The organism is Sphingomonas sp. AP4-R1, assembly GCF_013113735.1.
Lineage (GTDB): Bacteria > Pseudomonadota > Alphaproteobacteria > Sphingomonadales > Sphingomonadaceae > Sphingomonas_I.
On the sequence record NZ_CP053346.1, the window covers coordinates 2,879,359 to 2,897,751 of the forward strand.

Below are 18,393 nucleotides of genomic sequence, written 5' to 3' on the forward strand. Positions count from 1 at the left end.
GAAACGTCATCCTGAACTTGTTTCAGGATCCATGTCCTGCGCTGTCTTCACGCGAGCCGCGTAGGGGCAGGTCGGTCCATGGATCCTGAAACAGGTTCAGGATGACAGGGTGGCTTTTTGAATGGCGATGAGAAGTGATGATCCGGGGAGCGTCACTTCGTGCCGCTGCGCGACCGCCTCTCGCCCTTGCGCTCCTTGCGGCGGGCCTTAGCGGCGGCGTTGGCGGCCTTCTTCTTGCCTTCGGCAGTCTCGCTGAACTTGGGCTCGTCGATCGGCAGCGCGTCGCCCAGCGACATGTCGAAGCCCAGATGCTGGAGGCTTTCGAGGAAATGCCTCGGCGGCTCGGCCGTCACGTCCAGCTTGCCGCCGTCCGGATGATCGATGCGGATGCGGCGCGCGTGCAGATGCAGTTTGCGGCTCACCCCGCCGGAGACGAACGCATCCTGCCCGCCATATTTGCCGTCGCCCACGATCGGGTGGCCTATCGCGGCCATGTGGACGCGCAACTGGTGCGTGCGCCCGGTGAAGGGCTGCAACTCGACCCAGGCGGCGGCGTTGCCGGCGCGTTCGACGACGCGATAGCGGGTGCGCGCGGGCAGGCCCTCTTTCTCGTCGACATACATCTTCTCGCCGCCCGTGCCCGGCTGCTTGCCGATCGGCAGTTCGATCGTGCCGTCCTCGATCGAGGGCACGCCGACGATCAGCGCCCAGTAGAGCTTCTTGGCGGTGCGGCTGGAAAAGGCCTTGGCGAAATGCGCGGCCGTGCCCGCCGAGCGCGCGAGCAGCAGGGCGCCGGACGTATCCTTGTCGAGTCGGTGGACGAGCTTGGGTCGCCCCTCCGCCTCGAAGCGCAGGCCATCGAGCAGGCCGTCGACATGGCGATCCGTCTTGGTGCCGCCCTGCGTGGCGAGGCCGGGCGGCTTGTTGATCACGATCGCGGCGCGATCCCGGTGGATCACGAGGCTCTCGATAAACTCCTGATCCTCGGCCGACAGCGGCGGCCGTTCCTTCTTCGTGCGCGGCGCGGGCTCGGGCAGGGCTTCCAGCGGCGGCACGCGCAGGACCTGTCCGGCGGCGATCCGGTCGCCGGGCGCGACCCGCTTGCCGTCCAGTCGCAACTGGCCGGTACGCGCCCAGCGCGAGACGATGTTGAAGCTCGCATCCGGCATGTGCCGCTTGAACCAGCGATCCAGGCGGATGTCGTGATCGTCGTCCGCGATCGTGAAGCTGCGCGCCTCGTCGGCGGGGAGGGGCTTGTCCGCGCTCATCCGATCGCTCGCGTCGCGACCATGCCGACGAGCAGCATCAGAACCGATCCGGCCACCGACGACACGGCATAGGCCGCCGCCTGCACGGGTTGCCCTCGCATCAGCATGTTCGCCGTCTCCAGGCTGAAGGCGGAAAAGGTGGTGAAGCCGCCCAGCACGCCCACGCCCAGGAACAGGCGCAGCGGCTCGCCCTGCAGCGCGGGACCCTTGGCGAGGGTAGCTGCGAGCACGCCCATCAGCAGGCCGCCGAGCAGGTTGATGATCCATGTTCCCCATGGGAAATGCGGCCCCAGATTGCGGAGCGCGACATTGCCGATGTGGAAGCGGAAACCGGCGCCGATGGCGCCGCCGATCATGACGAGGAAAAGCGGGGGCATAGATGCCGTCTAGAGAGTCCCGGCAGGTTGGCAACCGGTAACCCTCGCGCAGGGGCGCTCGGAGTCTGTTTGAGATGCGCCTTCCGGCGCATGGCGGCACCGGCCCGCTCCCTCACCCGGCCTCCCCTCTAGGATACTCTGTTTGGGAGGCCGTCGGGTTCCCAGCAAAGTAATACTTTGCTGGGCCCATGCGTGGGGGAGCGGGCCGGTGCCGCCTCGAAATGCGATCGTCCTCGCATTTCGACAAATACCTCTCAGCCGAACAGCAGCGCCCACAGGATCAGCACTATGCCGACCGAAGACGCCATCCAGACGAGCGTGCGGATCACGGGCACGCCCGCCGCATAGAGCGGAACATAAAGAACGCGGCCGCCGAAATAGAGGCCGGCGCCGATCGCGGTCAGGTCGCCCAGCTTGCCCGCATAGGCCGCGCCGAGCAGGGCGCCGATGAAGAGCGGCAGCGTCTCGAACAGATTGGCCTGTGCGCGCACGAGGCGGCCGGCGAGCGGATTGAGCGGCGGCAGATCCTCGTCGCGCGCGCCCATGTTCCACTTCGTGCCATATTGCATCGTCTTGGCCTGCGCGGCGAGCAGCACCTGTACGATCGCGAGAATGATCGTCGCGCCCAGCAATGTCATCTCGATCCGCATCGTCATGCTCCTGTTCCGTGACTCCGCGCAGGCGCCGGAGACGATGTTTCGCTGTCGTAATGATAGTCGAACTGTATTAGGCTCGCAATACGGATCGGTGTCAGGGCGAGCAAGATTGGCCGAAGACTGGACAAAATGCGCCGGGCCACCGATGGGCGCCGCCCATGACGGATAAGGTTCGCACCAAATGGGGATGGCTGCGCCGGATGGGCACGGCCCTGCTGTTCCTTCTCATCCTGCTGGTGCTGGCGCCCGTGGTGGTGCCGCCGTTTCTGGATCGCATCTATTATAGAGGGCCGGTGAGCGGCCATTATGACGGCGCGCATTTCTTCAATCCCGACGGCGAATTCGGCACGGGCGGCACGCAGAAGCGCGTTCCGGCGGCGATGCTGGTCCGCTTCCTTTCGGGCAAGGATCGCAGCGCATGGCCGGTTCATGTCGCGACGAAGCCGGGGCATCCGGTGGCCCAGGTCGATCCGCGCCGCATGGTCGTCACCTGGATCGGTCACGCCACCGTGCTGGTGCAGGCGGGCGGGATCAATATCCTGACAGACCCCATCTATGCGCAGCATTCCGGCCCGTTCGGCATCACCGGCCCGTCGCGCGTGCGCGATCCGGGCATCCGCTTCGAGGATCTGCCGAAGATCGATCTGGTCCTGATCAGCCACGATCACTGGGATCATCTGGATACCGTGACGTTGACGCGGCTGTGGGAGCGGGATCGCCCCCTGATCGTGACGAGCCTCGGCAACGATACGGTGATCGCGCAGGCGGGCGGCGCCAAAGCGGTGGCGAAGGACTGGGGCGAGCCTGTGCAGGTGCGCCCCGGGCGGACGCTGGCCGATGGCACGCGCATCGAGCCGATCGAGGTGATCCCCGAGCGCGTCCACCATTGGGGATCGCGCTGGATGGCGGATCGGAATCGCGCGCTGTGGTCCGGTTTCACGGTGACGCTGCCGGGCGGCAATCTGTTCTTCGCGGGCGACACCGGCTGGGGTGACGGCAGCTGGCCGAAGGACGCCGCGCATGACGGACCCTATCGCCTCGCTCTGCTGCCGATCGGCGCCTATCAGCCGCGCGAGATGATGTCCGGCAACCATATCGGCCCGGTCGAGGCGGTAGCGGCGTTCAAGGCGCTGGGTGCGGCGAACGCGCTGGCGGTCCATTGGGGCACGTTCCGACTCTCGAACGAGGGCATGGACGAGCCGCCGGCCCTGCTGCGCAAGACGCTGGCCGCACAACATATAGCCCCCGATCGCTTCCGCGCGCTGGAGGTGGGGCGGAATTGGGACGTCCCGTCGCTTCCGTAACGTCCCGTCATGCCGGACTTGCTCCGGCATCCGCCCCTCGGCTCGCCGCGTCCACCGCCCGATGGCCCCGGAACCAGTCCGGCGTGACGATAGTAGACGTGGCGAGCGATGCGGTCGTCCGACTTCCGATTCGATCCGCACCATTTCGCTTGAACCCTTGAGTCGATTGTGATTCTGTCGCCTGCAATGTCCCGCCGTTCCGCCCTGTCCCTGATGAAATCGGCCGCTCTGCCGGCGGTGGCTCTGTTCGTCATCGTGCATTTTGCAGGATTCGCCGTGTTCGGAGAGAACGGATTGCTGCAACTCGCCGGCTATCGCGAGCAGAAGGCGGACCATCTCGCGACGCTGGCGTCGCTGAAGGCGGAGAAGGCGCGGCTGGAGCATCACGCCGCTTTGCTGGATCCGCATCATGTCGATCCCGATTATGCGGACGAGCTGGTGCGCCGGCAGACCGGGCAGGTGCGCCCCGACGAAGTGATCATCACGCGCAACTGAGTGAGAATTTTGCCGATGCGGTTGCGTTTATGGCAATCGCGTCTTGCAAAAGACGGCTTTGCTGCATTCTGCTGCAGGGAATCCGGCATCTGCCGGAAACGGCAGGGAAACACGCGCGCTTCGTGCTGAAAGGCAATGCAACAGGTCATTGCCGTTCGCCGTTGCTCGCGCCTATACGAGCCCACCAATCGTCCCCCGAGAGGAGCCGTAATCCTTGGCGAAGGCAGCATCACCACGTAGCCCGCGCGCGAACAACGCCGCGCCCGCAGCATCCGCGACCAAGGTTGCGACGCCGGCCGGCATCGGCAATCGCGAACGTCCCGAAGAACCCAAGCCGTATGAAGCCTCCAAGGAGGAAATGCTTGAATTCTATCGGCAAATGCTTCTCATCCGCCGCTTCGAGGAGAAGGCGGGCCAGCTGTATGGCCTCGGCCTGATCGGCGGCTTCTGCCACCTCTATATCGGCCAGGAAGCGGTCGCCGTCGGCCTCCAGTCGGCGCTCACCGTCGGCCGGGACTCGGTGGTAACCGGTTACCGTGACCACGGGCACATGCTGGCCTACGGCATCGATCCGAACGTCATCATGGCCGAGCTGACCGGCCGCGCCGCCGGCATTTCGCGCGGCAAGGGCGGCTCGATGCACATGTTCTCCGTCGAGCATGGCTTCTACGGCGGCCACGGCATCGTCGGCGCGCAGGTGTCGATCGGCGCCGGCCTCGGCTTCAAGCACAAATATGCCGAAGATGGCGGCCTCGCGCTCGTCTACTTCGGTGACGGTGCGGCCAACCAGGGCCAGGTCTACGAGAGCTTCAACATGGCGGAGCTGTGGAAGCTTCCCGTGATCTTCGTGATCGAGAACAACCAGTATGCGATGGGCACCTCGGTGAACCGCGCATCGGCCGAGGACCAGCTGTATCGCCGCGGCGAGAGCTTCCGCATCCCCGGCATCCAGGTGGACGGCATGGACGTGCTCGCGGTGCGCGGCGCGGCCGAAGAGGCCAAGGCGTGGGTGCAGGCCGGCAAGGGCCCGATCCTGCTGGAGCTGAAGACCTATCGCTATCGCGGCCACTCGATGTCCGATCCGGCCAAGTATCGCTCGCGTGAGGAAGTGCAGTCGGTTCGCGACAAGAGCGATCCGATCGATCATCTCGCCCGGCTGCTGGAAGGCGCCGGCGTCTCCGCCGACGATCTGAAGACGCTCGACAAGGACATCCGCAAGATCGTGGCCGACAGCGCCGCCTTCGCGGAGGAGAGCCCTCAGCCGGATCCGTCCGAACTGTACACCGACGTTCTCGTCGACACCTATTGAGATAGGGTCCAGATGCCGATCGAACTGAAGATGCCCGCGCTTTCCCCGACGATGGAGGAAGGCACGCTCGCCAAATGGCTCGTCAAGGAAGGCGACACGGTCAAGTCCGGCGATGTCATCGCCGAGATCGAAACCGACAAGGCCACGATGGAATTCGAGGCCGTCGACGAAGGCACGGTCGCCAAGATCCTCGTCTCCGAAGGGACGGACGGGGTGAAGGTGGGCACCGTGATCGCGATGATCGCCGGCGAGGATGAGGATGCGTCCGCCGTGTCCGCGCCCGCCGCCGCTCCCAAGACCGAGCCGGAAGCCGCCGCCCCCAAGGAAGCCGCCAAGGCCGCGGCCCCCGAGGGTGGCGCGCCGCAGAAGGCGGAATCGGGCGCGCACGCGCTTGTCGCCGCCGTGGCCGACACCAAGGAAGATCCCGAGGTTCCCGTCGGCACCGAACTCGTCAAGATGACGGTGCGCGAGGCGCTGAAGGACGCGATGGCCGAAGAGATGCGCGCCGACGAGCGCATCTTCGTGATGGGCGAGGAAGTCGCCGAATATCAGGGCGCCTACAAGGTCACGCAGGGGCTGCTCGACGAGTTCGGCCCGAAGCGCGTGATCGATACGCCGATCACCGAATATGGCTTTGCCGGCATCGGCACGGGCGCCGCGATGGCGGGCCTGCGCCCGATCGTCGAATTCATGACGTTCAACTTCGCCATGCAGGCGATCGATCACATCATCAATTCGGCCGCCAAGACCAATTACATGTCCGGCGGCCAGATGCGCTGCCCGATCGTGTTCCGTGGTCCGAACGGTGCCGCCTCCCGCGTGGGCGCGCAGCACTCGCAGAATTACGGCCCGTGGTATGCGGCGGTGCCGGGCCTGATTGTGATCGCGCCCTATTCGGCGGCCGATGCGAAGGGCCTGCTGAAGGCGGCGATCCGCTCGAACGATCCGGTCGTCTTCCTTGAGAACGAGCTGATGTACGGTCAGTCGTTCGAGGTGCCGAAGCTGGACGATTATGTCCTGCCGATCGGCAAGGCGCGCATCGCCAAGGAAGGCAAGGGCGTCACGCTCGTCAGCTATTCGATCGGCGTGGGCGTGGCCCTCGAAGCCGCGAAGCAGCTGGCCGAGAGCGGCATCGATGCCGAGGTGATCGATCTGCGCACGCTGCGCCCGCTCGACCGCACCACGGTGCTGAAGAGCCTCGCCAAGACCAACCGCATGGTCGTGGTGGAAGAGGGCTGGCCGACCTGCTCGATCGCGTCCGAGATCATGGCGATCGCGATGGAAGAGGGCTTCGACGATCTCGACGCTCCCGTCCTGCGCGTCACCAACATCGATGTGCCGCTGCCTTACGCGGCGAACCTCGAGAGCATGGCGCTGATCAAGGTCGACGACGTCGTCGCGGCCGCCAAGAAGGTCTGCTACAAGTAAGCCGCATTCGTTTGCGGTCTTGATCGGACGAAGTTGGGAGCCCAGAGCTTCGGGTGCATCACCCGTCGCTCTGGGCTTCCGCTTTTTGGGGCCACGGCAAGGAAGATCCTGATGGCCGATATTCCTGCGGCCGGCGCCACGTTTCCCGATCTCGCCGATCCCGAACGCGCGCTGGCGATCACCTATGCGCCGGCTGCGGCGCGTCCGGGCCTTGCCGCCCTGTTCGCGCTGGACGAGCGTCTCGGCACCATTGTCGGCACCACCACCGAGCCCATGATCGGCCTGATGCGCCTCGCCTGGTGGCGGGAGGCGCTGGAGCGGCTGGATCATGGCCCCGTGCCGGCCGAGCCGCTGATGGCGGCGCTGGCCGAGCATGTTTTGTCCCACGGTGTCACCGGCGCGGACCTGTCTCAGATCGAGGATGGCTGGACGGCCTTGCTGGATGACGAGGATGTCGTGACGCGGCATGGGCGTGAGCGGGGCGCGAACCTGTTCCGGATCGCCGGGCGCGTGCTGGGCGATGCCGATGCGCGCTTCCCGGCGGCGGGCGAGGGCTGGGCCCTGGCCGATCTCGCGCATCGCCATTCCGATCCCGCGATCCGGCAGGCGGCGCGCGAGCGTGCCGGGGCTGTACTGGGCGGGATGTCCGGTGGCGCTTGGGCAAAGGCCGGGCGGGTGCTGGGCGCGCTGGCCGTGCTGGCCCGGCGCGACGTGGCCGAGGATGCGCCGCGCCGACAAGGTTCGCCCGGCCGTCTCGCCCGGATGCTGGCGCTACGCCTGACCGGACGATAATCTCCCGTCTCAGGGGGGAATCTTTGCGAAATCGGCCACAGCCCTCATTCCGTTCGTGCTGAGCCTGTCGAAGCACCGTCCTTCTTCTCGGAACCGCCAGAGAAAGAAGAACGGCACTTCGACAGGCTCAGTGCAAGCGGAAGCAGGAAGTGAATTTCGCAACGATTCCTCCGGGGCAGGGGGAGACATTCCATGTGGCGCTATCTGGTGGGGGCGGTGGCGGCGTTGCTGCTGGCGGGTGGCGGCGTCTTGCTGTGGCGCGGGGGATCCGCGACGCAATCGAGCCTGTCGGCGGCCGCGCCTGCGGCCGGTGCCGTGGCCGCAGGCGGCGAGGCTCTCCCCGAACCGCCCGCCGCCAGCGAGAAGACGCGCGAGGAGCGCCGCTTCGCCCGCTACGACAAGGACAAGGACGGCAGCGTCGGCCGCGAGGAATATCTGGCCTCGCGCCGCAAGGCCTTCGCCAGGCTGGACGTGAATGGCGACGGGCGCCTGACCTTCGACGAATGGGCGATCAAGACGACCGACAAGTTCGCCGGTGCCGACAGCGACAAGGACGGTAAGCTGACCCCGGTGGAGTTCGCCACGACGAAGGTAGTGCGGAAGGTGAAGCCGGCGGTGAAATGCCCGCCGGCTCAAGTCGCGGGAGAGGATGTGGAGAGCTGAGCCGGGATCTCCCCTCTCGCAGGCGGGAGGGGCTTACTGGCCCCCTGGAGCCAATCGCTACCGGCTGAAAGTCCCCGCCTCCGCCAGATCGGCCGGCGCCGATGAGGTGCCGATCAGCACCGTGTAGCGTCCCTTCGGCGTCACCCATGTCTTGTCGGCCTTGCTCCACACGCCGAGCGGATGGTTGCTGGCGGCCGGATCGATCGGGATCGTCACGCTGCGCGTTTCGCCCGGCGCCAGATCGACGCGCGCGAAGCCGATGAGGCGCTTGGGCGGTTGCTTCGCGCCAAGCTGGTCGGCGCTTGCCGGGAGCGTGAGATAGGTCTGGACCACCTCGCTACCGGCGGTCGCGCCGACATTCTTGACCGTGACGGTCGCGCTGTAGCCACCGCCCAGCGTCGCCAGTTTGGGCGCCGAGGTCGTGAAGCGCGTGTAGGACAGGCCGTGGCCGAACGGGAAGGCGACGCAGGGATTGTGCCCCTTCACCGGCGCGCACCGGCCGCCGGCATTGCCGTCATACCAGCGATAGCCGATGGCGAGTTTCTCGCTGTAGGTGACGGACTGGGTCTTGCCGTCGCTGGCGGGCACGCCGGGGAATTGCTCCGCCGTGATCGTGTCGAGGAAGCCGCGCCCTGCGACCGGGAAGGTCACCGGCAGCTTGCCGCCGGGATTGGCGCGGCCGAGCAGCAGATCGGCGACGATCGCGCCGTCCTCCTGTCCCGGAAACCACACCTCCAGGATCGAGGGACCCTGTGTGCCGATCAGGCGGGGATCCATCGCCGCGCTGGCATTGTCCTTCAGGACCAGAGCCGTCTTCTGCGCCATCGTCCTGCCGCTGGTGGAGCGGGTGGACAGGATCGCGGCCAGCATCGCGACGGTCTGGCTGTCATGCGCGGTATTGCCCGCCGGATCGGTGGTCGCGATCATGCTGGGCTTGCCCGCATACCAGTCGAGTGAGTTGCCGGCGGCCGCGCTGGCGGCGAGGCGATGGCCTGTCGCATCGGTGAAGGTCGCGCGATCGGCGCCTTCCTCGGAATTGGTGCCGGCCATCACCACCACCGCGTCGGCGGCGGCGATGTCCTTGAGCGCGGCGGCGAAGGTGACGGCCTGCCCGTCGATCGTCGCCGCGCCATTGGCATCGTCGACCAGCACCATCTTCATCTGACCCGTGCGACCATCGGCGCGGAGCGCGTCGCGCAGGCCGTCCAGCGGGGCGACCGTCTCGTGCGGCACGACATCCGAACTGCCGCCGCCCGCGCCCATATGCTTGCCGAGGATCGATCCGCCGGCGATCGCCTGCTGCGCGTAGACCTGCGAAGCCTTGCCGACGAGCAGGATCGTCCGCGCCGTGTGTGCCAGCGGCAGCGCGCCGTTATTCTGGAGCAGCACCGCCGCCCGCTCGCCGATCATGCGCGCTTTGGCGCCACCGGCGGCGAAGTCGATCGGAGTCTGCTTCAGCGGGCGATCGAAGATGCCGGCCTTGAACATCTGCGTGTAGCGGCGCTCCAGCGCGCTATCGATCCGGGCGAGATCGACCTCCTTGGCCGCCAGCGCCGCGCGCATCTTGGCGGGCGCCCAGTGGAGCGGCGTCGGCATCTCGTGATCCATGCCGGCGTTGATCGTGGGCGCTGTGCTCTTCATCGCGAAGAAATCGGACTGGACGTAGCCGGTGAAGCCCCAGTCGCCGCGCAGCACGTCGGTCAGCATCGGCGTATTCTCACACGCGTGGAGCCCGTTCACATAATTGTACGAGCACATGATGCTCGCCACCTTGCCGTCCTTCACGCTCATCTCGAACGGGATCAGATAGAGTTCGCGCAGCGCCTGCTCGTCGACCGTCTCCCGGATCGTCATCCGGTTGGTCTCCTGTTCGTTGGCGACGAAATGCTTGGCCATCGCGATCAGGCCGCTGGCCTGCACCGCCTTCGTCTCGGCCACCGCCATCGTGCCGGAGAGATAGGGATCCTCGCCGAAATATTCGAAGTTGCGGCCCAGCACGGGCAGGCGGGCGAGATTCATGCCCGGCGCCTCGAACACGTGCAGCGCCAGATGGTGCATCTCGGCGGCGATCACCTCGCCGAAGAGGGTGGCGGCCTGCGGATCGAACGAGGCGGCGACCGCCATGCCGGAGGGCAGGGCCGTGGCCTCCGCCGAGGAGGGATCGGTATAGGCCGCCTTCAATTTCTCCATGCCCTCGGGCGCGGCCTCGTACGCCGCGCGCGACACGCAATCATTCTGGCCGACGCCGACCGGGCCGTTGGTGATGCGGAAGGTGGGGATGGCGAGATCGGCGATGCCGCTGACATGGCGCCCGCCGAAGCAGTTCGGCAGTTCGCGCACGACGGAGGGCATGTCGCCCGTCAGCTGCTGGAGCTTCTGGTCCAGCGACATCGCGGCGATCAGCTGGAGCGCGCGCTGGTGGGCGATCGCTTCCTTCGCGGTGTCCGACGCGGCCGCCTGCTGTCGTGCGACGATGGCGGGATCCATCCAGGGGAGGGCTGCGGCGCCGAGGGGGGAATTGGACAGGCCAGCGATCGCCGTGGCCGTCAGGATCGATCTCGCAAGGAATCGCCGCGCACGCATGCCCATATTGCCCTCTCCATCCTCTGTATTTGGAGAGATGATAGGCAGAGGCTGCTAAAGCCGTCAACCAATCCTGAAATATTGGCCGGACCACTTCTTGCCCGATGATTGCGGATCGGTAAGCGCGCTAGCGGGCGCCCGACAGGTCCCGTGCCAGCGCGACATAATCGGCGACGGCCAACGTCTCGGCGCGCCGTGTCGCCTCGATGCCCAGCCGCTCCAGCGCCTCCAGCGCGCCCGGCACGGCCTTGAGGCTCTGGCGCAGCATCTTGCGGCGCTGGCCGAAGGCGGCGGCGGTGAGCCGCTCCAGCACGGGCAGCTTCACGCCCTCGGGCGCCTCGGTCGGCACGATATGGACGATCGCCGACGTCACCTTGGGCGGCGGCACGAACGCGGCGCGATTGACGGTGAAGGCGATGCGCGGCGCCGCGCGCCACTGGGCCAGCACCGCGAGGCGGCCATAATGATCGGTGTCGGGCTTCGCCACGATCCGCTCCGCCACTTCCTTCTGGAACATGAGCGTGAGCGAGGCCCACCACGGCGCCCAGCTGTCGTCGCTCAGCCAGCGGACGAGCAGGGGCGTGCCGACATTGTAGGGCAGGTTCGCCACGATATGCGCGCCGCGCCCGACCAGAGCCGCTTCGTCCTGCTCCAGCGCGTCGCCCTCGATCACGGTGAGGCGGCCTTCGAAGGCGTTGGTCAGCTCGATCAGGGGGACGAGGCAGCGCCGGTCGCGCTCCACCGCCACCACATGCGCGCCCGCACCCAGCAGCGCGCGCGTGAGCCCGCCGGGGCCGGGGCCGACCTCGTAGACGGAGGCATCGCGCAGATCGCCCGGCACGCGCGCGATCCGATCGAGCAACTGGCCGTCGAACAGGAAATTCTGCCCGAGCGCCTTCTCCGCGCTCAGCCCATATTTGGCGATCACCTCGCGCAGGGGTGGGAGAGTGGGCAGCATCGTCAAATCTCCGTGCTCCTGCGAACGCAGGAGCCCAGAGCTTCAGGCGGACCGTTTGCGGCCCTGGGCTCCTGCGTTCGCAGGAGCACGGTGAAGAGGCGTGTCATCCGGCCGCCCTCAGGCGGCGCGCAGGCGATTCGCCGCGCAGCTGCCGGCCAGCGCGATCGCCGCGATCATCGCGCCGGGATGGGCGATGTCCTTGCCCGCAATGTCGAACGCCGTGCCGTGATCGGGCGAGGTGCGGACGATCGGCAGACCGAGCGTGACGTTCACGCCCTCGTCGAAATGGAGCGTCTTGATCGGGACCAGCGCCTGATCGTGATAGAGACAGAGGGCCGCATCGTAATGGGCGCGGGCACGGGCGTGGAACATCGTGTCGGCGGGCATGGGGCCGATAATGTCGATGCCCTCGGCACGGAGCTTCTCGATCGCCGGCGCGATCAGATCGATCTCCTCGCGCCCGATCGTACCGGCCTCGCCCGCATGCGGATTGAGGCCGGCGATGGCGAGGCGGGGGCGCTCGATCCCGAAATCGCGGATCAGCCCGCGCTCCACCGTCCGCGCGCGCGCCACGATCAGATCGATCGAGAGCGCCTCCGGCACGTCCTTCAGCGGAATGTGGATCGTGATCGGCACGGTGCGCAGCGTGGGCCCGGCGAGCATCATCGCGACATTGCCGCGCCCCACGCCGCAGCGTTCGGCGATGAATTCGGTCTGGCCGGGATGGGTGAAGCCGATGCTGTAGAGATGCCCCTTGGCGACGGGGGCGGTGACGATGCCCGCCACCGCGCTGTTGCGCGCGAGGCCCACCGCCATCTCGAGGGAATCGAGCGAGCAGCGCGCGCCCGCCGGATTGGGCACGCCGGGCACGATTTCGCCCGGATCGTCCACCTGCAGCAGCGGCAGTGCGTGATCGAAGCGGGCGACCGCATCCGTCGGATCGGAAATACGCTCGATCGGCCCGCGCCACACGCTCTCGATCGATCGGGCATCGCCGATCGCGAAGAAAGGCGGCAGGCCATGCTCGCCGCGCGCGTCCCAGGCCTTGGCGACGATTTCCGGGCCGATGCCGGCCGGATCGCCGATTGCGATCGCCAGAGGCGCCGGTACGCCTCCGGGACCAGCCTCAGCGATAGTCGATCACCGCGTCACGGCGCAGATCGCGCAGATAGCGGCGGGCGCGCAGGTTCACGCGCTGCTCTTCCATCTGGCTCTGCACCTGCTCGAAGGTGGGGAGCGTGGCGTCCTGCGGTTCGTCGCGGCCGCAGACGACCAGCGCGCGGATGATGCCGTCCTGGCTGGAGCCGAAGGGCGGGGTCGCCTCGCCGACGCGCAGGTTGAGCATCACCTCCTGCAGCTGGGGCGGAAGCTCGCGCACGCGCAGATTGTCATTGTCGATCACTTCGCCGCCGACCTTGGCGGCCAGCGCGGCGACATCGCCGCAGCCCTTCAGCTGCTTGAGCGCGTCCCCGAAGGCGGTGACCTTGGGCTGGGCCTGCTCCTTGGAGGCGTTCGGATCGACGTGGATCGACACCTGCTTCAGCGCCAGCACCGTATCGCGCGGATCGACCGTCAGCACCTGCCTTTTGTCGATCAGCGCGATGATCGAGATGCCGCCGGGCACGCCGATCGGATCGCTGACCGAGCTGGTCGGCATCTGCTCCACGGCCGCGGCGAGCGAATCCGGCAGCTGCTCGGCGCGCACCCAGCCGAGATCGCCGCCGACCGCCTTGGTGGAGGCTTCCGAATATTCGTGGGCATAGGCCACGAACGAACCGCCCTGGCGGATCTGCTGCACGATCCGGTCGGCATTGGCGCGGACCTGCGCCTCGGTGCCGATCGGCGCCTGAAGATAGATTTCGCCGACATGATATTCGGCGGCGCCCTTCGAGTTCTTCAGGCGATCGATCACCTGCTTCACCTCTTCGTCGCTGACGCTGACGAACGGCTCCACCTGACGGCCGAGCAGGCGGCGCCAGGCCACTTCGCCCTCGATCTGCCGCTTCATGCTCGCTTCGGACGAGCCCTTTTCCTTGAGGAACACGCCGAAATCGGCGGGGCTCTTCTTGAACTGGCCGCCGACGCGGCGATAGGTCTGCTCGATCTCGGCCTTGTCGATCGTGATCTTGTTGGCCGCGGCCTCCTGGATTTCCAGCGCCTCGTCGATCAGGTTGCTCAGCACCTGCAGGCGCAGACGCTGGCGTTCCTCCGTGGAGATGGTCTGCGGGCTGGCGGCCAGCACCAGACCCAGACGCTGATCGACATCCGTATCGGTGATGATCGTGCCGTTCACGATCGCCGTCGCCTTGCGGACCGACGGATCGTTATGGCCGAGCAAAGCGATGTTCTCGGGCAGGTTCAGCGGATCATTATCCGGCACGTCGGCCTGATCCTGCGCCTGGGCCTGAACCGCGCTCATCACGAGGGGAGTGGCACCTGCCATCAGCATGGCCATCATTGCGGCGGCCACGCGCCTTCCTGCACCTATCACGCCATCCAGTCCGTTCAACCTATCGGGGAACGCCGCCCTTGCACGCGGCGACTGAACGCCTGCTTAGCGTCCGATATTCTTGAGCGCCAGTCGCAAGGCGAACGTGCTGCCGCGACGCCCGTCGATCGTAGGATCGTAATCGCGCTGCCACGACAGGCCGAGCGACAGGCATTCGTCCTCGTAGACGAGGCCCAGGCGCTGGCGGACGGGCTGGTAGCCGTTGCTCGTGGAGGTGGGATCCTCCTGCTTGCTGGTCAGATCGATGACGCTGGAGCCGTAGATCGACCAGAAGCGCGCGATCTGGATCCGGCCGCCGACGCGGATTTCCTCGCGATCGCGAAGATCCTCGATCGACGTGTCGATGTCGCGATTGAGGCGCAGATAGCCGACGAGGAAATAGGTCTTGCTCGTTCCGATCTGGGCATCGACCTCGTTCCGCCGGATCGCGAGGCTGTGCTTGTCGAGGCGGAAACGCTCGGTGACTTCCAGCCATTTGCCGTATTTCACGTTCAGGCGGCCGACGATGTCGGAGAAGCGGTCGGACAGGCCGGTGCCCTGCGGCAGCAGGTCGCTCTCGTCGGTCAGGCGATAGCTCTGGCCGACCACCGCACTCATCTCGAGCCGCGGGCGCTGGTAATTCCATTCGCCGCCATAGGTGATGCGGCTGCCCTCTTCCCAGCGATCATAGCCGGAGAAGCGGTTGAGCGCGAAGAGGTTGCTGTCCTCCAGATCGATCGCGCGCGAATCCTCGTTGGGGATCTGCATGTTGCGGATGTGCGGGCTGGCGACCACCTGCACGCGCGGCGTGATCTGCTGGGTGCCGCCCAGGAAATTGCCGATGAACGGCCAGCGCACGTCCACCGCGCCCGCCACGATCCCGCGCCCCTGCCAGCCCTGCGTGCCGCGATAGACGACGGTGCTGGTCTTATCGATCTGGTCGGTGTGATAGACGTCCGCGCGGGTATAAGCGGTGAAGGTCACCTGCTGGCCCAGCGGGGTGATCTTCCGCAGATCCCACTCGGCGCCCGCAAAGGCGCGCTGCGTGTCCTGCCCCTCGGTGCGGATCAGCGAGAGGCTGTTCGCCTGCAACTGGATGACGCCACCCAGCAGCGGATCGTCGATCCGGCGGCGATAATCGATCGCGGGCAGGGCGAACGGCTGCTGCCCCTGGCTGTCGACCGAGGTACCGGTGATCGTGGTGCGGACGGTCTGCACGAACCAGCCGGCGATCGAGAGATAGGATTTGTCGTCGATCCGCTCGGCCTGCAGCGTGGAGCGCAGCCGGTCGTCATTGTTGATATTGTAGCGCCGCATGAAGGTGCGGTCGGTTTCCAGGCGGAGCTGGCCGCTCAGCGTCCAGTCGGGGCCGAGCTGATAGGTGCCGTTCGCGTCGATGAAGCCGCGAACGCCCTTGTCCTTGTCCAGGCTCGTCGCCTCGACATTGGCGGGCAGGCGCGAGCCGTAGGTGAGCATGCCGCGCACCTGATAGGCGCCCAGCCCGTTCAACCCGCGATATTGCAGCTCCAGCCCCGGCGCGACCTTCGAATAGAGGTGCGGCGTGACGGTCAGATCGCGATTGGGCGCGAGCTGGAAATAATAGGGCATCGAGAGATCGAGGCCGAGCGACTTCGAAACCTCGAAATTGGGCAGCAGGAAGCCCGAATTGCCGTTGGCCTGATCCGATCCGTCCGGATGCGAGAAGCCGGGCAGCCAGAGAACGGTGCGGCCGAGCAGGCTGATCCGCGCATCCTTGTAATAGATGCGATGGCGATTCTCGTCATGGACGATGCGGACGGCGGAGACCTTCCACGAAGGCTCCTTCGCGCACCCGTCCGATCCCTCGACCGCGCAGGGCGTGTAGGCGGCGCGGTCCAGCGTCGTGATCGCATCCTTGCGCACGCCGTGGCGCGCCACCAGCCGGCCGCCATTGGCGAGCACGATCAGCAGATTGTCGATCACGCCGTCCTTCACGTCATCGGACAGTTCGGCGTCGTCGCCATAAGCGGTGTCGCCGCTGGGATTGATGGTCGCGACGCTGCCGGTGGCGTGGACCTGCCCGGTGCGGCGGTTCCAGACGATCTTGTCGGCGCGCAGGCGGCTGCCCGCGCGCAGCATCCGCACGTCGCCGGTGGCCGTGACGATATCGTTATCGTCATCATAATCGAGCGCGTCGGCCGCGAAGCTCACCTGATCGTCATTGTCGGTGGCCGGCAGGCTGGCCGCATCCGGCGGCGGCGGGCCGGCATGATCCTGAAAATCCTGCGCGTGCGCGGGCCAGGCGGCCGACAGCGCCAGAATGGCCAGCGGCGCGAGCGCACGTCCCCCGATACTTCTCACGCCCCGCGTCATCGGCCGGGCCCTATCTCACCACTCTCGCGCCTGCAATCGGCACTCGTCGATCCGCGACAGGCTGTGTTCGCCGTGCCATCCGCCCGGCCCGCATGTCTTGGGCGCGGGGCGGGCGTGAGGAGGGCGGTCTTTTCCTCGCCGGGTGACGCCCCTAGATAGGCGCCTCGTTTCAGAAAGGCCGTCACCTTGATCACCGTCGCCATCACCGCCGAAAGGCCGGCAGAGCCCCATGTTCTCGTCATTCCCGTCGCGAGCGGCGACGGCATCGAGGCGCGGCTTCCGGCGGGGCTGGCGGGCGCGGCGGCGGTCGCCAAGGCCGCCGCGACGGCGGCCCGCTTCGAGGGCAAGGCCGGATCGCTCGTCGAATTCCACTCGCCGGAGGGCGATGCGGTGCGCCGCGTGCTGATCGTCGGGCTTTCGACCGCCAAGGATGGCGAGAGCGCGGGCAGCGCGATCACGGCGCGCCTGCTCACGTCGGGCGAGACGCGCGTGGTGGTGGATCTGGGCGGTTTCGCCTCGGCCGATCGCCCGGCGATCGCGGCGGCGATCGCGGAAGGGGCCACGCTCCGCAGCTGGCGCCACGACATCTACCGCACGAAGCTTCCGGCCAAGCAGCGCCCGAGCCTGGAGAAGATCGTGATCGTCGCGGGTGACGCGGTGGCGGCGTCCGAGGAGGCCTGGGCGCCGCGCGCGGCCGTGGCGGAAGGCGTGGCCTTCACCCGCACGCTCGTCGCCGAGCCCGCCAACATCCTCTATCCCGAGACGTTCGTGGAGCGCGCGAAGGCACTCGCCGATCTCGGCGTGGAGATCGAGGTGCTGGGTGAGGCCGAGATGCGCGCGGCCGGCATGGGCTCGCTGCTCGGCGTGTCGCAGGGATCGGAGCGCGAGGCCAAGCTGCTCGTGATGCGCTGGGACGGCACGAACGGCGCCGTCACCACCCCCACCGCCTTCGTCGGCAAGGGCGTCACCTTCGACACCGGCGGCATCAGCCTGAAGCCGCCGGCCGGCATGGAGGACATGAAGTGGGACATGGGCGGCGCGGGTGCCGTCACCGGCCTGATGAAGGCGCTGGCGGGCCGCAAGGCCAAGGCGCATGTCGTCGGCATCTGCGGCCTCGTCGAGAATATGCCCGACGGCAAGGCGCAGCGCCCCGGTGACGTCGTCACCTCCATGTCCGGCCAGACGATCGAGGTGATCAACACCGATGCCGAGGGGCGTCTGGTGTTGTGCGACGCGATCACCTGGGTCCAGCAGCGCTTCAACCCGAAGACGATCGTGGACCTCGCGACGCTGACGGGCGCGATGATCATCAGCCTGGGCCACGAATATGGCGGCATCTTCGCCAATGACGACACGCTGGCCGAAGGGCTGGCGGCGGCGGGCAAAGCAACCGGCGAGAAGCTGTGGCGGATGCCGATGGGCGATGCCTACGACAAGCTGATCGACTCGCCGATCGCGGACATGAAGAATGTCGGCCCGCGCGAGGGCGGATCGATCACGGCGGCGCAGTTCATCGCCCGCTTCGTGAACGAGGGCGTGGCCTGGGCCCATCTGGATATCGCCGGGATGGTCTGGTCGTCGAAGCCCGGCACGCTGCATGAGAAGGGCGCGACCGGATATGGCGTGCGCCTGCTCGACCGCTTCGTCAGCGATACGCTGGAGGGCTGATCCTAAACGCTGAGTGCCGTTCGTGCTGAGCCTGTCGAAGCACCGTTCTTCT

At 67.1% G+C, this 18,393-nt stretch carries 15 protein-coding genes; 7 read left to right on the forward strand and 8 right to left on the reverse strand.

The features are described from left to right. Positions 1 to 152: 152 nt before the first annotated feature. The 3 genes from HL653_RS13390 to HL653_RS13400 form a co-directional block, all read right to left on the reverse strand. Entirely contained in the window at positions 153 to 1,268 is a 1,116-nt protein-coding gene (locus tag HL653_RS13390) for an RluA family pseudouridine synthase (protein ID WP_171744953.1), read from the reverse strand. Beyond that, a complete protein-coding gene (gene crcB / locus HL653_RS13395) occupies positions 1,265 to 1,645 on the reverse strand; it encodes a fluoride efflux transporter CrcB (protein WP_171744954.1) in 381 nt (126 codons plus the stop codon). Before crcB ends, HL653_RS13390 begins: the two co-directional genes overlap by 4 nt. 254 nt (positions 1,646 to 1,899) lie before the next feature. Continuing rightward, complete coding sequence (locus HL653_RS13400) at positions 1,900 to 2,295, reverse strand: MAPEG family protein (RefSeq protein ID WP_171746968.1); 396 nt, start codon at positions 2,293 to 2,295, stop codon at positions 1,900 to 1,902. 164 nt (positions 2,296 to 2,459) lie between these two features. On the opposite strand from HL653_RS13400, the gene HL653_RS13405 reads away from it, so the two are divergent. From HL653_RS13405 to HL653_RS13430, 6 genes are all read left to right on the forward strand, one after another. Further along, a complete protein-coding gene (locus tag HL653_RS13405) occupies positions 2,460 to 3,605 on the forward strand; it encodes an MBL fold metallo-hydrolase (protein ID WP_171744955.1) in 1,146 nt (381 codons plus the stop codon). Between the two features lie 186 nt (positions 3,606 to 3,791). Continuing rightward, complete coding sequence (locus HL653_RS13410; RefSeq protein ID WP_171744956.1) at positions 3,792 to 4,100, forward strand: septum formation initiator family protein; 309 nt, start codon at positions 3,792 to 3,794, stop codon at positions 4,098 to 4,100. A 214-nt stretch (positions 4,101 to 4,314) separates the two neighbouring features. Further along, positions 4,315 to 5,409 carry a pyruvate dehydrogenase (acetyl-transferring) E1 component subunit alpha gene (gene pdhA, locus HL653_RS13415; RefSeq protein WP_171744957.1) on the forward strand — a complete coding sequence of 365 codons (1,095 nt, stop codon included), beginning with the start codon at positions 4,315 to 4,317 and terminating at the stop codon, positions 5,407 to 5,409. Positions 5,410 to 5,421: 12 nt separating this feature from the next. Then, positions 5,422 to 6,837, forward strand: a complete 1,416-nt coding sequence (locus HL653_RS13420) for a pyruvate dehydrogenase complex E1 component subunit beta (protein WP_171744958.1) — start codon at positions 5,422 to 5,424, stop codon at positions 6,835 to 6,837. A 111-nt stretch (positions 6,838 to 6,948) separates the two neighbouring features. After that, positions 6,949 to 7,629 carry a squalene/phytoene synthase family protein gene (locus tag HL653_RS13425; RefSeq protein ID WP_171744959.1) on the forward strand — a complete coding sequence of 227 codons (681 nt, stop codon included), beginning with the start codon at positions 6,949 to 6,951 and terminating at the stop codon, positions 7,627 to 7,629. Positions 7,630 to 7,821: 192 nt separating this feature from the next. Then, positions 7,822 to 8,292 (forward strand): EF-hand domain-containing protein, encoded by a 471-nt coding sequence (locus HL653_RS13430; RefSeq protein ID WP_171744960.1) that lies wholly within the window; start codon positions 7,822 to 7,824, stop codon positions 8,290 to 8,292. A 57-nt stretch (positions 8,293 to 8,349) separates the two neighbouring features. On the opposite strand, the gene HL653_RS13435 is transcribed toward HL653_RS13430, so the two are convergent. The 5 genes from HL653_RS13435 to HL653_RS13455 all read right to left on the reverse strand — a co-directional run bounded on the left by HL653_RS13435 (position 8,350) and on the right by HL653_RS13455 (position 16,661). Further along, on the reverse strand, positions 8,350 to 10,881 hold the full coding sequence (locus HL653_RS13435; RefSeq protein ID WP_216599866.1) for a beta-glucosidase: 2,532 nt from the start codon (positions 10,879 to 10,881) through the stop codon (positions 8,350 to 8,352). Positions 10,882 to 11,002: 121 nt separating this feature from the next. Then, on the reverse strand, positions 11,003 to 11,833 hold the full coding sequence (gene rsmA, locus HL653_RS13440) for a 16S rRNA (adenine(1518)-N(6)/adenine(1519)-N(6))-dimethyltransferase RsmA (RefSeq protein WP_171744961.1): 831 nt from the start codon (positions 11,831 to 11,833) through the stop codon (positions 11,003 to 11,005). A 117-nt stretch (positions 11,834 to 11,950) separates the two neighbouring features. After that, positions 11,951 to 12,967, reverse strand: coding sequence for a 4-hydroxythreonine-4-phosphate dehydrogenase PdxA (pdxA, locus tag HL653_RS13445; RefSeq protein ID WP_171746970.1), 1,017 nt, complete (start codon positions 12,965 to 12,967; stop codon positions 11,951 to 11,953). Then, positions 12,960 to 14,303: a peptidylprolyl isomerase gene (locus HL653_RS13450; RefSeq protein ID WP_253716845.1), complete on the reverse strand. Its 1,344-nt coding sequence runs from the start codon at positions 14,301 to 14,303 to the stop codon at positions 12,960 to 12,962. The genes pdxA and HL653_RS13450 overlap by 8 nt, the downstream gene beginning before the upstream one ends. Positions 14,304 to 14,387: 84 nt before the next feature. Continuing rightward, on the reverse strand, positions 14,388 to 16,661 hold the full coding sequence (locus HL653_RS13455; protein ID WP_253716847.1) for an LPS-assembly protein LptD: 2,274 nt from the start codon (positions 16,659 to 16,661) through the stop codon (positions 14,388 to 14,390). A 252-nt stretch (positions 16,662 to 16,913) separates the two neighbouring features. On the opposite strand from HL653_RS13455, the gene HL653_RS13460 reads away from it, so the two are divergent. Further along, a complete protein-coding gene (locus HL653_RS13460) occupies positions 16,914 to 18,341 on the forward strand; it encodes a leucyl aminopeptidase (protein WP_253718098.1) in 1,428 nt (475 codons plus the stop codon). The last annotated feature ends 52 nt before the right edge of the window (positions 18,342 to 18,393 follow it).

Excerpts from the sequence above, each read along its gene's own strand:
- HL653_RS13400 (WP_171746968.1), bottom strand. The coding sequence starts at position 2,295 with ATGCGGATCGAGATGACATTGCTGGGCGCGACGATCATTCTCGCGATC.
- HL653_RS13390 (WP_171744953.1), bottom strand. The coding sequence starts at position 1,268 with ATGAGCGCGGACAAGCCCCTCCCCGCCGACGAGGCGCGCAGCTTCACG.
- HL653_RS13405 (WP_171744955.1), top strand. The coding sequence starts at position 2,460 with ATGACGGATAAGGTTCGCACCAAATGGGGATGGCTGCGCCGGATGGGC.
- HL653_RS13420 (WP_171744958.1), top strand. The coding sequence starts at position 5,422 with ATGCCGATCGAACTGAAGATGCCCGCGCTTTCCCCGACGATGGAGGAA.
- HL653_RS13425 (WP_171744959.1), top strand. The coding sequence starts at position 6,949 with ATGGCCGATATTCCTGCGGCCGGCGCCACGTTTCCCGATCTCGCCGAT.
- crcB (WP_171744954.1), bottom strand. The coding sequence starts at position 1,645 with ATGCCCCCGCTTTTCCTCGTCATGATCGGCGGCGCCATCGGCGCCGGT.
- HL653_RS13410 (WP_171744956.1), top strand. The coding sequence starts at position 3,792 with ATGTCCCGCCGTTCCGCCCTGTCCCTGATGAAATCGGCCGCTCTGCCG.
- HL653_RS13435 (WP_216599866.1), bottom strand. The coding sequence starts at position 10,881 with ATGGGCATGCGTGCGCGGCGATTCCTTGCGAGATCGATCCTGACGGCC.
- HL653_RS13430 (WP_171744960.1), top strand. The coding sequence starts at position 7,822 with ATGTGGCGCTATCTGGTGGGGGCGGTGGCGGCGTTGCTGCTGGCGGGT.
- rsmA (WP_171744961.1), bottom strand. The coding sequence starts at position 11,833 with ATGCTGCCCACTCTCCCACCCCTGCGCGAGGTGATCGCCAAATATGGG.